Genomic DNA, 13,797 nt, shown 5'->3' with positions numbered 1-13,797 from the left:
ATGCAGGTCTGGGAGCCCTACGCGCTCGGCGAGACGACCGCGGTATGGGCCGGCACGGTCGAGCTGGCACTGGCCGGAGTGGCCGATGCGAAGGTGACGCAGGTCGCTGACCGCATCTGGCTGATCGACGCGCCAGGGGCCACTGCCGCGCAGTGGCGGGTGCCGTGCGTGAGCGTCAGCGCGTTCTGGACGCCCTTGGGCGGCACCCGCTGGGTGCCGCCGATCTGGAACGCGCCGCTGGTGTCGAGGCTGACCGCGGGCGCGCCGGTGGTCTCCCTCATCGGTACGGCAGGGGCCAACGTCTGCACGGTGGGCCTGGCCGAGCCGGCGGCGCAGGTGAGCTTCACCGGCGGGGTGATGGAGGAGACCGGTGAGTTCGTCTTCACCCTGCACGGTGACCGGCTGCGGATCCGGCTGGACCTGTCGGAGCGGCCGTTCTCCGCGGCGGTGGCCGACGTGGCGGCCTGGTGGCAGGACGACGCGGGCAACCTGCCACCCACTCCGGACCGTGCCCGGCTGCCGGTCTACTCGACCTGGTACAGCATGCACCAGGAGGTCACCGCCGAGTCCGTGGAGCTCCAGGCGCGGCTGGCCAAGGAACTGGGCTGCGAGACGATCATCGTGGACGACGGCTGGCAGACCGCCGATCGGTCGCGCGGCTATGCGTTCTGCGGTGACTGGGAGCCGAACACGGCCGCGTTCCCCGACATTTCGGCACATGTGGCTCGGGTGCGCGAGCTCGGCATGGCCTACATGCTCTGGTACGCGCTGCCCTTCGTGGGCAAGCACAACGCCGCCTTCGAGCGCTTCGAGGGCAGATTCCTGCGATACCTCGACCACATGGACGCCGCCGTGCTGGATCCGCGCTACCCGGAGGTACGCGAGTTCCTCATCGGCCGGCTCGTCCAGGCGGTCGAGGCGTGGAGCATGGACGGCCTGAAGATCGACTTCGTGGACCGCTTCGCGACCCCCGGCGGCGACCCGGTGCCCGGCGCGGGGTCCGACTGTGCGGAGGTGGACGAAGGGGTCAGGCGGCTGCTCCGCGATCTGGACGCCCGGCTCCGCCGTACCAGGCCGAACGTGCTGATCGAGCACCGCCAGCCGTACACCAACCCTGGGCTGTGGCCGTACGCCAACATGATCAGAGCGACGGACTGCCCGCTCAGCTCGCAGGAGAACCGGCAGCGGACCGTGGACCTGCGGCTCGCCGCTGGTCCTGTGGCCGTGCACTCCGACATGATCCTCTGGCATCCCGCCGAGCCCGCCGAGCAGGTGGCCGTGCACCTGATCAACGCGCTGTTCTCGGTGCCGCAGATCTCAGTGGACCTGGCGGCGCAGCGCCCCGACCAGCTCGCCGCGATCCGGTTCTGGCTGGGGATCTTCCACCGCTACCTGGGCACGCTCCAGCTGGGAACGCTGCGGCCCGAGCAGCCCGAGCACGGCTACCCGCTCGTGCGGGCCCACGATGATCACACCACGATCGTCGCGCGGTATGCACCGCTGCCCGTGGACGTGCCGGAGTCCGGGGAACTGCTCGTCGCCAACGCCGATCCCGACCCGCGCGTCGTCCTCTACGGCACCGGCTCGGCGCACGTCGAGGTGCACGACTGCGGCGGCGCCCTGGTCCGCACGGCCACGCTCCTGCTGGACTCCGGGGCCTGCGTCGTCGAGGTGCCCATGGGTGGCCTGCTCAAGCTGAGGAGAGACTGAGTGACGGCACGCCGGCCGCGCGAACGCGGGGTCACCATCGAGGATGTCGCACGGGCGGCCGGCGTGTCCCGACAGACGATCTCCAACGCGCTGAACGCCCCGCACCGGCTGAAGGCGGAAACGCTGGAGCGGGTCTCGGCGATGATCGAGAACCTCGGCTACCGGCCCGACCAGTCGGCACGCAGTCTGAAGTCGGGCACCAGGCGGATCATCGCCTACCCGACTCCGGTGGACGACCCGGCCAATCCCAACCCGCTGATGGGCGGCTTCCTCGAAGCGGTCGTGGCGGCGTCGGGCGAGGCGGGCTACCGCGTCCTGCTGATGCGCCCGCGGCCAGGCCAGAGCCAGGAGCAGGCGCTCGACGAGCTGATCGCCGCGCGGACCGTGGACGGCTTCCTCCTGTCGGACATACTCCGCGACGACCCCCGCGTGGCCCATCTGACGGGCGCGGGCTTCCCGTTCGCCGCCTTCGGCAGGACCGGGCCCGGGCAACCGCAGTCCTGGGTGGACGTCGACAGCGTGCAGGCAATGATCGAGCTGGTCGGCATGGTGGCGGCCAGGGGGCACCGGCGGGTGGCCTTCCTGGCCTCCTCCTCCGGGCAGCCGTGGATGGACGACCGGCGCGCCGGGTTCCTGGCCGGGGTGCGTCGCCATGGCCTGGCCGGGCAGATGTACTCGCCGGGCGACGACCCAGGCGAGATCGTCGCGGCCACCCGCGAGCTGCTGGCCGGGCGCGACCGGCCCACCGCGATCGTGGCCGGCGGCGACTGGCTCGCGCTGGGCGTCTACACGGCGGCGCGCGCCGAAGGGCTGGAGATCGGTACGGAGCTGGCCGTGGTCGCCTTCGACGACCTGCCGATCGCCGCGTTCCTGCAGCCCGCGCTGACGACGGTACGGCTGCCGCTGCGCCGCATCGCCGAGGCCCTGATCAGCCGCCTCCTCCAGATCGTCGAAGACGGCGTCACCCCGCAGGCGGGGCTCATAGTCCCCGGCGAGCTGGTGATCCGCCCGAGCCTAGGACCATGAATGCAGTTGGACTCCGGCCACGACGAGCTCGTGGCGATGTTCGCGTGGGCGCGCGACCGCGCGCTGCGCTGGGCGCATCCCGGCGGGACGCGCGGGCCGGTGAATGTCGACGAGCGGCGCCCGCACGGCACCGGTGAGGGCGTCTACCTGCCCTCCTACTGGGCCGGGTACGCGCACCGCAGCGGGTTCTACGCCCGTGACTTCGTCCACCAGGCGGCGGGCGCCCACCTGCTCGGCCTGGCCGAGGCCAACCTGGCGATGCTGCGCTGCTTCGCCGCCTCGGCGACGGAGGAGCACGGCCACCGTCCGGTGTGGGCGTTCAATTTCGACGGCTCCTACCTGTCGATCGACTACCGCGGTCCCGACGAGTTCGTCAGGGAGGTGCCCGCGGTCTTCGAGCTGGTGGAGTGCGTGGCGGCGCTCTACCGCTGGACCGGCGAGCGCGCCTACGTCCACGACCCCGTGCTGCGCGACTACTGCTCGAACGCGATCGCGCTTCCCGCGACCAGCCGAGGGGTGGGCATCTTCGAGGGCGCCGCCAGCTACAACGAGCTGAGCGGCGAGCCGCTGGCGGTGGCCGGTGACGGCATCGCCGCGCAGTATGCCGCCCATCTGGCGATGGCCGAGCTGGCCAGGGCGCGCGGCGAGGGCGGCGGGCGGTTCGAGGCACGGGCCGCGGAGCTGCGCCGCCACTACGAGCAGGAGTGGAACGGCGCTCGCGGCTTCACCTTCGATGGCCGGCCGGTCACCGGGTGGGGCGCGGAGAACAGCTGGTTCATGCCGTTGAAGGGCCTGCGCGACGACCCGGCCTACCTCGACTACATCGACGCGCAGGCGAGCGGTCCCGGGCGGCCGGAGAACGTCGAGTCGTGGACGTACCTGCCTGACGTCTTCTTCCGGCACGGCAGGCAGGAGACCGCCTGGCGGTGGATGCGGGAGATCTTCCACGCCCGCACAGCCCCGCACGTGGCGGGCGGGCTCAACGGCGACTACCCGGAGGTCTCCTTCACCCTGGTGAGCCAGGTGGTGGAGGGCCTGCTCGGCATCCGGCCGGACGCGCCGGGCAACGCGCTTTCCACGCTCTCGCGGCTGCCCGCCGAGATCCGCTGGGCCGCCGTCTCCGGCATCCCGATCGGGCAGGGCAGCGTCGCGGTCCGGCACGACGGCGGGCAAGCCACCACGCTCACCAACCTGTCCGACCGGGTGACGTACCGGTGGACCGCCCGCTTTCCCGACGGCTCCGCCACCACCCGGCAGGTCCCGCCCGGCGCCACGCTCACCGCGGAACGCCGCTGACCGCATGGATCCACGTCACCCACTCCCTTCCTGACCGAGTTCCTCGCCTGAGGGAGTGCGGGTCAGGTCCGCATCCTGGCCGACGGCGCGGCGGGCGACTTGGGGCGGCCGACCCGGGCCACGTGGAGCAGGCTGCGCGGGTCGGCGACGCCCAGCCGGTCCGCCAGCGCCTGCCGGGTCGGCTCGCAGTCGATCATCTGGCTCAGCGGGTGTGTGGTGTAGCCGTGCCCGGACAGCGTGAGCCAGTGCCGCATCAGCACGCGGCCCAGCTCCAGCTCGTCGGAGACCGGACCCACCAGCACCAGCACGTCGCCGTCGTAGTCCAGCAGACCCCGGGAGGCCCCCGCCAGTACCCTGGGCAGGCCCAGGCGGCGCAGCGCCGGATAGAGCGCCAGCGACGCGCGCAGCCCGGCCGCCTCCGCCCGGCTGAGGGCCAGGGCGCGGTCCGTGAGGCCGTCGAGCAGGTAGCGGCGGTGCCGCCGGGTGAGGCGGAGCCAGGCGCGCAGCTCGCGCGTCACGTCCCGGTCCCCGAACTGGTGCAGGTCGGCCGCGTACAGCAGGTCCGCGAGGTCGCGGCAGGCGAGCCTGCGCATCCCGGTCAGCTCCGCGACCAGGGAGTCCGGCAGGCGCCCCGGGTGGTACTCGCCGCGGTTGGTTCCGCGCGCCCGGATGTCCGCCGTGGTGAAGGGCGTGGCGTACGGCTGCGCGGCGGCGTACAGGAAGCCTGCCCGCCGGGGGCCCGGGTCGGGGCGGAAGGCGACGGACAGTCCCGCGCCTGCGCACACGATCAGGCAGCACTCGATGAACGCTCCGAGACTCAGGCGCAGGTCGCGGCCCGTGGGGTCGCTGACGGGCAGGGCGCGCGACGGGTCCCACCCGATCTCGGCCTCGCCGTCCGTGTAGGTGAGGGTCCAGGGCTGGGTGTTGTGGGCGCTGGGGGCGCGCCAGAAGTCCGGCTCCAGGCGCCGCAGCTGGTCTTTCACGGCTTCAGGTCCTTCTCGTAGAAGGTGTAGCCGTGCAGGGGGCGGCCGCCCATCGCGGTGTACTGGGCGGCGGAGCCGGGGTTGGTGCGCTCCACGTACGTGCTGCGCAGCGCCTGGTACCCGCCCCGGCGCAGTCCCTCGTGCAGCTCGCGCGAGAGCAGCCGCATGTAGCCGTGGCCCTGCTCCCCCGGGACCGTGCCCTTGACGATGAGCACGGCCTCGCGGCGGTGGCGGGAGCGGGTGGCCAGCAGGCGCAGCTGGTGCAGGAGGTGGAGATTGCCGCGAATTTTCGCGATAAATCGCGAAATGTCCGGCAAGCAGAGCACGAACGCGATCGGCCGCTCCGCCTTCGTCAGGTACAGCAGCAGGGATTCGTCCAGCAGGTACGCCAGCCCGTCCGTCTGCGCGGCCAGCTGCTGCGCCGAGATCTCCGTGTAGTAGCCCAGCTGGGCGAAGCTGGCGTTCAGCAGCTCGCGCAGGATGGGGAGCTGCTCCTCGATCCGCCGGCGGTCGCCCCGGTGCACCCGCAGCCGCTCGGCCTCGATCCGCTCGTCGTCGAACACGAACACCGGCTCGTCCGGCACCGGGCAGATCCAGGTGTCGGACTCGAAGCGGCGGGTGAAGCCGTACGCCTCGTAGGCGGCCGGATAGTACGGGTGGTTCCAGGCGCTGTCGATGAAGCCGCGTTCGCCGAAGCCCGAGGTGATGACGCCGCCCGACTGGTTGGGCAGCAGCGACACCGGCCCGAACGCCGCCTCCTTCCCCGAGGCGCGACCGGCGGCGAGGACGCCGTCGAACAGCTCCTCCGCCGCCTCCTCCGCGAACTCGGTCAGCCCGAACAGCTGCGTGGCCCGGCCCAGCTTGGCGTCCAGCGCGGCGTCGGTGTGCAGCGTGGTGCGCGCGACCACCTGCCCGCGCCGCCTGAGCACATACAGGCGCACCCCCTGGCGGTGCCACGTGCGTACCTGGGCGTGCAGCGGCGGGATGAAGCGGGGCTCGCCCGCGTAGACGCGGTCGGTCAGCGCGAGGAAGTCGCGCAGGTCGCGGCGGCTCTCGACGGGCTGCAGCGTCACCCGCGCCTCACTTGCGGCCCCTCGCCGTCCCCCTTGGACAGCTCGGTGGACAGCGGGGTGAACGTCTCGATGTGCGCCATCGGCCCGCCCTCCGCGCGCCAGACGCCGTTGCTGTAACCCTCGGGCTCGGCGTTGTAGAGCCGGATGTATCCGCCGGTGGCGTTCTTCGTGCCGTCCGTCACCCACTGCATGAGCTTGCGGTGGTGGCGGGAGCGGGCGAAGCGCAGCAGCGCGTCGCGGTCCTCGAAGAAGGCGAGCGTGCCGAGCGTGAACGGGAACTCCCAGTAGACCTTGTGCCAGCAGTAGCCGCGCATCCGCTTCATGTCGCGGACCATCCGGAACCACGTCAGCGTGAGCGTGACTATCGACAGCGGCCCCCGGTAGCGGGTCGCGCCGACGAACATCGCCGTCGCCCGCCCCTGCGGCGGCGCCTTGCTGAAGTCGGTGGTCCTCATGCGTCCTTCACCAGATAGTCGGGCTCGGCCGACAGGCCCCGTCGCGGCGGAGACTCCGCATGGGAACAATAGTGACTTTCCGGCCACCAAGGTGCGCCGACCGGCACCGTGTCGCCAGTTGCCGGAATGAAGCCCTCCCAGTGGGCTTACCGTCAACCGGGGCTGAGAACTTCGTCCACATGACCGCATTCGCGGCAGCACGGGAAGGGGTTCAATCATGCCCAAATACCTCATTCAGGCGAACTACACGGCGGACGGCCTCAAGGGGGTGCTCCGAGAGGGAGGCACCGGACGGCGCCAAGCGGTGGAGCGCATGGCGGCGAGCGCCGGCGGCCGGGTCGAGCAGATGTACTTCGCGTTCGGCGAGAACGACGTGTACCTCATCGTCGACATGCCGGACAACGTGGCTTCGGCCGCCGTGGGGTTGAAGGTGTCGGCGAGTGGTGGAGCGCGGACGAAGACGGTTGTCCTGTTGACGCCGGAGGAGATCGACGAGGCCGCGAGGAAGGAGGTGGAGTACCAGGCCCCCGGCGCATGACAGGGCGCCTGGCTCGAAGTCACGCGCCGTGCGTGCCGTACCAGCGCCACTCGGTGAGTCGTGGGCGATCGGGGAGCGCGATGCGTCCAGTCGCCCACAGCAGGACCTCCCACGCGTCACGATCAATGGTGACGTGGGGAAAGAGCTTCTTCAGTACCCGTTCGCACAACTCTCCTGGCGGCGACCACTCCACATTCAACCCCTGAGCGATGTCATGGGTGTGCACGAGAGTCTCGACAACGGCCATCGCGGCGAAGCCCGCTGGATCCGAGGGCCCGAAGACATGGTAGGCAACGGTGGTCGAGGGGGCAGCGCGCAGGACGGACGCGAGCAGGCCGCCACACGCCTCCAGGATGGTCATGAGGCCCTCGGGTCCCGAGGCCCGCTCGACGAAGATGACATTCGCCGGTCCACCGCTTCGGTCACTGCTCGTCCGGAACGGCAACACCGTGGACATCGGCGGCTTCGCGAGCCCGAACCTCGCAGCGTAGGTGAACAGGTCATCGGCCAGATGCTCGAGCGTCTCCCAGCACGTCCAGTCGAGGGTGCCGGCCTTGGCCTCCCACGCCCGGGGATCCGCACGCCTCAGAGCGTCGACGGCCAAGGTGACGACCCGACGCACGTCCTCCGCGCCGACCGCGGCGTCTGCGTTGCGCATGCGGAGGATCGTAACAACGGCCGCCGTGGGCCGGGTCCGCCCGATCGCCTCAAACCAGATAGACGTTCTTCATCTTCGTGAGCCCGGCGAACGGCCCCTCGCCCAGGTCGTAGATCTTGACCCGGAGGTCGGCGGCCGTCGGGTCCTCCTTGAGCGACTCGGCGAAGTCGCGCGAGACGGCACTCAGGTGGGCGACCACACCCTTGCGGCAGATCTCGGCCAGTTCCTCGCGATCGGCAGCGCCGACCTCCGGGCCGCGCAGCTCGATGTTGATCACTGGGCGGTACTCCAAACCGGGTAGTTCCTCCAGCGACAGGCAGAACCTGTTGATCGCGGCCGCGTACGGATTGCCCTGGTAGAGGCCGTACTCGACGTCCTGCGGATACAGGTTGGCCCCCATGTAGGAGATCGTCGAGTCCTTGCGCCCGAACAGGAAGAGCAGCGGCAGGTTCATCCGCTCGTCGGTCCACGCCCGCTCGTACTCGTCGGCGCCGAGGGCCCGCTTGACGTCGGCGAGGGTGTGCAACCTGGCCTCGTCGCCGACGTTGTAGCGGAGCTTGGGCTGCAGGCAGCTCTTGGTGTTGATGGTGCACAGGAGCTCGCCTTCGGCGTTCACCTCGAGGAAGGTCTCCAGCGGGTTGTAGTGGAAGATCATCGGCAGCCGCTGCTCGCCCGGGCCGAGCAGCAGGTCGCGCAGGCGCTGGTCGGTGGCCAGGCGCTTGCGCAGCCACACGCTGAACCCGCTCTCCGCCCCCATCCCGATGGTCAGGTCGCTGGCGCCGTAGCCGGAGCGGACCTCCTCGAAGCGCTCCTCCAGGTAGTCGCGCAGCGCCTCGGTCATGCCCTCGCCACCGACCATGCCGCGGATGCGGTAGTCCCGCCACGGGAAGCCCGCCTCGTCGAGGCGGTCGCGCAGGTGCTTGAGGAACGGCGGGTACGCGGCCACCACGTAGTCGTAGCCGGGCCCGAAGTGCTCCAGCGTGTCGGCGATCTTCTCCAGGTCGGGGCCGGTGTTCTTGACCATCGCGATGCGCGCCATGGCGGCGCCCGTGGTGGTGCCGGTGGCCCATGCGCCCATCGAGTACGCGTTGATCACGAACAGCCTCTTGCCGGGGAAGACCAGCTCGATGTACCCGGCGGCGTTGCGGTAGATGCCCTTGAGCTCGCGTGGCCCGCGTACCCAGTTGTACGGCTTGCCGCTCGACCCCGACGACTCGTCCACGATCACGCCGGGGCGGTGCAGCCTCCCCTCCTGGCAGCGGCTCTCCTCGTCGTACACGGCGGCGTAGTTCTGCTTGGTGGTCTCAGGGAAGTCCGCCAGGCGCCTGGCGTGCTCGGCGCCGTTCGCGCGCAGGAAGTGCCGGTACGCGGGCACGTCCACGGCGGCGAACTGGCAGGCCACCCGGGCGTGCCTGGCCGCCAGCCAGTCGAGCGCGGGGTGGTAGCCGCGGGCGACGAGCCGCCAGACGGCGGGATGCATCGCGCCCAGCCGGTACGCGCCGGTGAGGGACCAGGAATATGCCTGCAGCCGAGCCCTGCGCCAGCGCTGGCGGAGGGTGAGCGGCCCGAGGGCGGGACTGAGCCGGATCATGGATCGTGAGACTAGCGGGGCGGGATAAAGGATCGCTTTATGCCTGCTTTCAACCTGATGCCGGTTAATGCGGTACAAACCCTTCCGCATTCTCCTCTACCGTGAGCCGCGAGCAGAGGAGGACGTGGTGATCGAATTGTCGTGGCCGCAGGTCAGCGCCCGGCGGCTGGAGCGCGCCGGGCTGGCCGCGGGCATGGAGGGGACGAGTCCGGACGCGGTCGTGGCGGCCATGTGCGGGGCGCACGCCCAGGTGATGTCGGCCGCCGAGGCGTCGATCGGGCTGCGGCTGCCCGGCGTCACCCGCGCCCACGTCCGCGCGGCCCTGTGGGAGGAGCGCAGCCTGGTCAAGACGCACGGCCCGCGCGGCACCGTGCACCTGCTGCCCGCCCGCGACCTGCCCATGTGGGTGAGCGCGATGTCGTCGCTGCCGCCCGCGCACAACGCGGCGCCCCCGTACCTGAGGATGACCGCCGAGCAGACCGACCAGGTGGTGGCGGCCATCCGCACCGTGCTCACCGGGGCCGAGATGACGATCGACGAGCTCAGCGAGGCGGTCGTCGCGGCCACCGGGCCGTGGGCCGGCGACCTGGTCATGCCCGCGTTCCAGACCATGTGGCCGCGATGGCGGCAGGCGATGGCGCTGGCCGCGCACCGGGGCGCGTTCGTGTTCGGGCCGGCCAGAGGGCGCAAGGTCACCTACACCGCCGCGCCTTGCGCGCCACCCGCGGCCGATGGGCTCGCCCAGCTGGTCAGGGCCTATCTGACGGCGTACGGGCCGGCCACGCCCCAGCAGTTCGCGCTGTGGGCCGGAGGGCCCGCGCGGTGGGCGCGCGAGGCGTTCGGCGGCGTGGAGCTGGAGGAGGTGCTGTTCGAGGGCGAGCGGGCGTGGGTGCTCGCGGGCGACACCGCGGTGCCGGACGATCCGCCGCGGGGCGTGCGGCTGCTGCCGTACTTCGACGCCTACGTGGTGGCGGGGCGGCCGCGCGAGTTCCTCTACCCGGGCGCGGCGGCGGCGCGGGCGCTGGCCGGCGGGCAGGCGGGGAACTTCCCGGTGCTGCTCGTGGACGGGGACGTGGGCGGGGTCTGGCACCAGCGGCGCTCCGGAAACAAGATCGACGTCACGGTGGAGCCGCTCCGTGACCTGACCGCCGCCCAGCTGCGGGAGCTCGACGAGCAGGTGGAACGCATGGGCGAGGTGATGGAGGGCCGCCCGCGTCTGACCATCGGCCCGGTCACGGTCGGCGCTCACGCTTGATTCCCTATTACTCCCTTAAGTATGGCACTATAGGGAGCGATATGGAGCAATACACCGTCGAGCAGGCGGCCAGGCTGCTGGGGCTGCACGTCAAGACCGTCCGCAACTACGTACGGGACGGGCGGCTGCCCGCCGTGCGCGTCGGCAAGCAGTACCGGATCGCCAAGGAGGACCTCGCGGCCTTCGCCGGGCTGCCGATCGGCGCCCCCGCCACGCCCCGCCACGCCGAGGTGTCCAGCATCGTCCAGATCGACGGCATCACCAGGGGCGAGATGGACCGGGTCAGCACGATGGTCCTGGGATCCCTGGCGGGCCGCCCGCACGGCCTGCGCGTGGAGTTCGTCTACGACGAGGAGCGCGCCCACCTGAAGGTCGTCGTGCTGGGCGGGCTGGAGGAGAGCGCCCAGGTCCTGCGGATCGTGGACGCGCTGGTACGTGACTGAAGCCCCCGAGAGATCATGGAGTTCCTGGATGCTTGACGACCGCGTGTACGTCTGCGAGCCGCACGGCGCGCCGCTGCGTGAGGCGAGCGACGCGTTGGACCTCCTCGGCGAGGCGTTCGGCAGGGGCGCGAGCTGGGTGGCCGTCCCGGTCGAGCGGCTCCACGAGGACTTCTTCGCGCTGCGCACCGGCGTGGCGGGTGAGTTCGCGCAGAAGTTCGTCAACTACCGCATCGGGCTGGCCATCGTGGGGGACGTCTCCCGCTTCACCGCCGCCAGTTCCGCGCTGCGCGACTGGGTGCTCGAGTCGAACCGCGGCAACCACATCTGGTTCGTCGGCGACCTGGCGGAGCTGGCGGCGCGGCGGTCAGCTCGCGAACATCCCGCCGGCGACGTTCACGAAAGCCGCGATGAGGCCGCCGACCAGGTCTGACGCGGCCGCCTCAGGCGCCGCAGGCGACACGTACGTCCGCCACCAGGCGCGCGGCCTCGTCGATGGTGTGCCCGATCTCCTCAGGGGTGCGCCCGACCTCGGCGAGCAGCGCCTGCGCGCGCTCGCCGAAATCGGCGGGGGCGGACGGGAGCCTGGCCGCCGAGGCGACCATGCCCTTCTCGTTGATCAGCCAGGCGCCGTCGGCGGCGTGCAGGGCGTGGCAGGCGACGCCGATCGCGCGGAACAGCGCCCCGGCCGCGTACGCCGGGTCCTGGCCGGAGGCGCCGTACCGGGCGATGGTCAGGGCGAAGTCGGCTTCCCACAGCCCTCGGACGAGGGCCTGCCGGAGCGGCGGCGGGTACTCCTTCGACAGCTCGTCCCGCAGGGCGGCCAGCTCGCCGGTGGGGTCGGCGAGGATCTTGCACAGGGCGACCTCGCCGGCGTACGCGTGGGAGTAGAAACCGAGCGGGTGGCCGGGCTGGAAGCCGATCTCGTAGCGGCCCTCGCGGCAGTCGCGCCAGATCCGGTGGACGCGGTCGAGGTCACGATAGATCCAGTCCACCCGCCATCCCCGCACGGTGAGCCAGCCGCCGCCGTCCACCCACGGGCCCCAGCCGCCCGGCTCGGTCACCTCTGTCGGCTCGCCCGTCACCTCGCGCGCCAGCGCCCGCAGGTCGGCCACGGCCAGCGGGCCCCGGTAGTAGAGGCCGAGGTCGATGTCGGAGTCCGGGCGGTGCGTGCCGCGTGCCCGGCTGCCGCCCAGGGCGACGGCCACCACGCCGGGCACCTCGGCCAGGCGGGCGGCTGTGGCGTGAACGTCCGGATCCTGCATGGGGCGAGCTTAGATCGTCGCCCGCCCGGCGCCCCACCGCTTTTGTCCACGCCCGTCCGCCGTGAGCGCACCTCCGGCGGTGCGGGCTGATCGGCCTTTCGTCCAGAGATCAGGCGTGTCTTGACAATGTTTTTTGTCGGTGCCATCGTTTCTCCATGCACGAAGTCGCGGTGATCGAAGACGCAGCAGCGGCCGAGGCGTCGCTCGATCCCATGCGGTCGAAGCTGCTGGCCGCACTGGTCGAGCCGGGCTCGGCCACGTCGCTGGCGGCCAAGGTCGGGCTGGCCAGGCAGAAGGTCAACTACCATCTGCGCACGCTGGAGCGGCACGGCCTGGTCGAGCTGGTCGAGGAGCGCAGGAAGGGCAACGTCACCGAGCGGGTGATGCAGGCCACCGCCGCGTCCTTCGTCATCTCGCCGAGCGCGCTCGCCGCCGTCCAGCCCGACCCGGGCAGGTCCCCCGACCGGTTGTCGGCGCGCTGGCTGCTGGCGCTGGCCGCCCAGCTCGTACGCGATGTCGGCACGCTGATCACCGGGGCCGCCAAGGCGCAGAAGCGGGTGGCGACGTTCGCCATCGACGGCGAGGTGCGCTTCGCGTCGGCGGCCGACCGGGCGGCGTTCGCGGAGGAGCTGGCGCAGTGCGTGACCGAGCTGGTCAGCAAATATCACGACGAATCGGCTGAGGGCGGGCGCGATCACCGGCTGGTCGTCGCCGTGCACCCCGCCGTGAAGAAGGAGCGCTGAGCGTTGGGGCAATCGTTCGAACTCCCCCATGAGGCCGTGGTGGAGGCGACACCCGAGGAGGTGTGGGAGGCCATCTCGACGGGCCCGGGCATCGACTCGTGGTTCATGGGGCGCAGCGACGTGGCGGACGGCGTCGTACGCACCGCTTTCCTCCACGGCGAGCTGCCCCCGTCCACGGTCACCGCCGCCGAGCCGCTCCAGCGCCTCGCCCACAGCAGCGACAAGGCGGACGACGGGCGGTTCGTCGCCTACGAGTTCCTCGTCGAGGGCCGCGGGCAGGGCAGCACGCTCGTGCGCATGGTGACCAGCGGGTTCCTGCCGGGGGACGACTGGCACGACGAGTTCGAGGCCATGTCGCTCGGGATTGAGCTGTTCTTCGCGACGCTGGCCGAACACCTCTCCCACTTCGCCGGGCGGGCGGCGAGACCGGTCACGGCATTCGGGCCGATGGTCCATGACTGGCCGCGCGCCTGGCAGACCCTGTACGCCGCGCTGGGCGGGCCGCCGTCCCCCGGCGACCGGGTGCGGTTCGGCCCGGTCGAGCGGCCGGTCGAAGGAGTCGTCTACGTGCGCAACTCCCAGACGCTCGGGATCCGCGCCGACAACGCCGTCTACCGCTTCCTCCAGGGATTCAACGGGCCCATGATCGCCGCCCACGTGCTGTTCGACGGGCCGGACGAGGGGCCGCTGTGGCAGGCCTGGCTTAAGGAGCTGTACGCGGACGACGGCGCGGTTGGGTGCGGGTGAGGAGTGGGCAGGGGGAC

The 13,797-nt window shown here is 71.4% G+C and carries 15 protein-coding genes; 9 read left to right on the top strand and 6 right to left on the bottom strand.

What is annotated here, in order from left to right; genetic code table 11:
• Genes ACIBVN_RS29950 through ACIBVN_RS29940 form a run of 3 tightly spaced genes read left to right on the top strand, consistent with a single transcriptional unit; the run spans window position 1 to window position 4,032 of the window.
• Window positions 1–1,710 carry a glycoside hydrolase family 36 protein gene (locus tag ACIBVN_RS29950; RefSeq protein WP_397141980.1) on the top strand — a complete coding sequence of 570 codons (1,710 nt, stop codon included), beginning with the start codon at window positions 1–3 and terminating at the stop codon, window positions 1,708–1,710.
• A complete protein-coding gene (locus tag ACIBVN_RS29945; protein ID WP_397141978.1) occupies window positions 1,711–2,736 on the top strand; it encodes a LacI family DNA-binding transcriptional regulator in 1,026 nt (341 codons plus the stop codon).
• Window positions 2,737–4,032, top strand: a complete 1,296-nt coding sequence (locus tag ACIBVN_RS29940) for a hypothetical protein (RefSeq protein ID WP_397141976.1) — start codon at window positions 2,737–2,739, stop codon at window positions 4,030–4,032. It begins immediately after the preceding gene.
• 62 nt (window positions 4,033–4,094) lie between these two features.
• Here the strand turns inward: ACIBVN_RS29940 and ACIBVN_RS29935 are convergent, their stop codons facing one another.
• From ACIBVN_RS29935 to ACIBVN_RS29925, 3 genes are read right to left on the bottom strand one after another with little or no spacing between them, the layout of a single operon-like run.
• Window positions 4,095–5,015 (bottom strand): hypothetical protein, encoded by a 921-nt coding sequence (locus tag ACIBVN_RS29935; protein WP_397141974.1) that lies wholly within the window; start codon window positions 5,013–5,015, stop codon window positions 4,095–4,097.
• The gene (locus tag ACIBVN_RS29930; RefSeq protein WP_397141972.1) at window positions 5,012–6,088 is read right to left on the bottom strand and encodes a hypothetical protein; all 1,077 of its coding nucleotides are present in this window, start codon (window positions 6,086–6,088) and stop codon (window positions 5,012–5,014) included. The genes ACIBVN_RS29935 and ACIBVN_RS29930 overlap by 4 nt, the downstream gene beginning before the upstream one ends.
• Window positions 6,085–6,543, bottom strand: a complete 459-nt coding sequence (locus tag ACIBVN_RS29925; RefSeq protein ID WP_397141970.1) for a DUF4188 domain-containing protein — start codon at window positions 6,541–6,543, stop codon at window positions 6,085–6,087. Before ACIBVN_RS29925 ends, ACIBVN_RS29930 begins: the two co-directional genes overlap by 4 nt.
• Before the next feature lie 217 nt (window positions 6,544–6,760).
• Here ACIBVN_RS29925 and ACIBVN_RS29920 point away from each other — a divergent pair, with 217 nt between their 5' ends.
• Window positions 6,761–7,081: a GYD domain-containing protein gene (locus ACIBVN_RS29920; RefSeq protein ID WP_397141968.1), complete on the top strand. Its 321-nt coding sequence runs from the start codon at window positions 6,761–6,763 to the stop codon at window positions 7,079–7,081.
• A 19-nt stretch (window positions 7,082–7,100) separates the two neighbouring features.
• On the opposite strand, the gene ACIBVN_RS29915 is transcribed toward ACIBVN_RS29920, so the two are convergent.
• The gene (locus tag ACIBVN_RS29915) at window positions 7,101–7,739 is read right to left on the bottom strand and encodes a maleylpyruvate isomerase N-terminal domain-containing protein (RefSeq protein WP_397141966.1); all 639 of its coding nucleotides are present in this window, start codon (window positions 7,737–7,739) and stop codon (window positions 7,101–7,103) included.
• Window positions 7,740–7,788: 49 nt separating this feature from the next.
• Window positions 7,789–9,330: a phenylacetate--CoA ligase family protein gene (locus ACIBVN_RS29910; RefSeq protein ID WP_397141964.1), complete on the bottom strand. Its 1,542-nt coding sequence runs from the start codon at window positions 9,328–9,330 to the stop codon at window positions 7,789–7,791.
• A 127-nt stretch (window positions 9,331–9,457) separates the two neighbouring features.
• On the opposite strand from ACIBVN_RS29910, the gene ACIBVN_RS29905 reads away from it, so the two are divergent.
• Genes ACIBVN_RS29905 through ACIBVN_RS29895 form a run of 3 tightly spaced genes read left to right on the top strand, consistent with a single transcriptional unit; the run spans window position 9,458 to window position 11,458 of the window.
• Window positions 9,458–10,585 carry a winged helix DNA-binding domain-containing protein gene (locus ACIBVN_RS29905; RefSeq protein ID WP_397141962.1) on the top strand — a complete coding sequence of 376 codons (1,128 nt, stop codon included), beginning with the start codon at window positions 9,458–9,460 and terminating at the stop codon, window positions 10,583–10,585.
• 41 nt (window positions 10,586–10,626) lie between these two features.
• Window positions 10,627–11,028 carry a helix-turn-helix domain-containing protein gene (locus ACIBVN_RS29900; protein WP_397141960.1) on the top strand — a complete coding sequence of 134 codons (402 nt, stop codon included), beginning with the start codon at window positions 10,627–10,629 and terminating at the stop codon, window positions 11,026–11,028.
• Between the two features lie 28 nt (window positions 11,029–11,056).
• Entirely contained in the window at window positions 11,057–11,458 is a 402-nt protein-coding gene (locus ACIBVN_RS29895) for a DUF4180 domain-containing protein (RefSeq protein WP_397141958.1), read from the top strand.
• Window positions 11,459–11,468: 10 nt separating this feature from the next.
• Here the strand turns inward: ACIBVN_RS29895 and ACIBVN_RS29890 are convergent, their stop codons facing one another.
• A complete protein-coding gene (locus ACIBVN_RS29890) occupies window positions 11,469–12,290 on the bottom strand; it encodes a nucleotidyltransferase domain-containing protein (protein WP_397141956.1) in 822 nt (273 codons plus the stop codon).
• A gap of 155 nt (window positions 12,291–12,445) precedes the next feature.
• Between ACIBVN_RS29890 and ACIBVN_RS29885 the strand changes: the two genes are divergently transcribed.
• Window positions 12,446–13,033 carry an ArsR/SmtB family transcription factor gene (locus ACIBVN_RS29885; RefSeq protein ID WP_397141954.1) on the top strand — a complete coding sequence of 196 codons (588 nt, stop codon included), beginning with the start codon at window positions 12,446–12,448 and terminating at the stop codon, window positions 13,031–13,033.
• A gap of 3 nt (window positions 13,034–13,036) precedes the next feature.
• Window positions 13,037–13,780: an SRPBCC domain-containing protein gene (locus ACIBVN_RS29880; RefSeq protein ID WP_397141952.1), complete on the top strand. Its 744-nt coding sequence runs from the start codon at window positions 13,037–13,039 to the stop codon at window positions 13,778–13,780.
• The last annotated feature ends 17 nt before the right edge of the window (window positions 13,781–13,797 follow it).

It is taken from the genome of Nonomuraea sp. NPDC049400 (genome assembly GCF_044466425.1).
Taxonomy (GTDB): Bacteria; Actinomycetota; Actinomycetes; order Streptosporangiales; family Streptosporangiaceae; genus Nonomuraea.
Note: the sequence above shows the minus strand (reverse complement) of the source record. Positions and strands in the feature narration are given on the sequence as shown.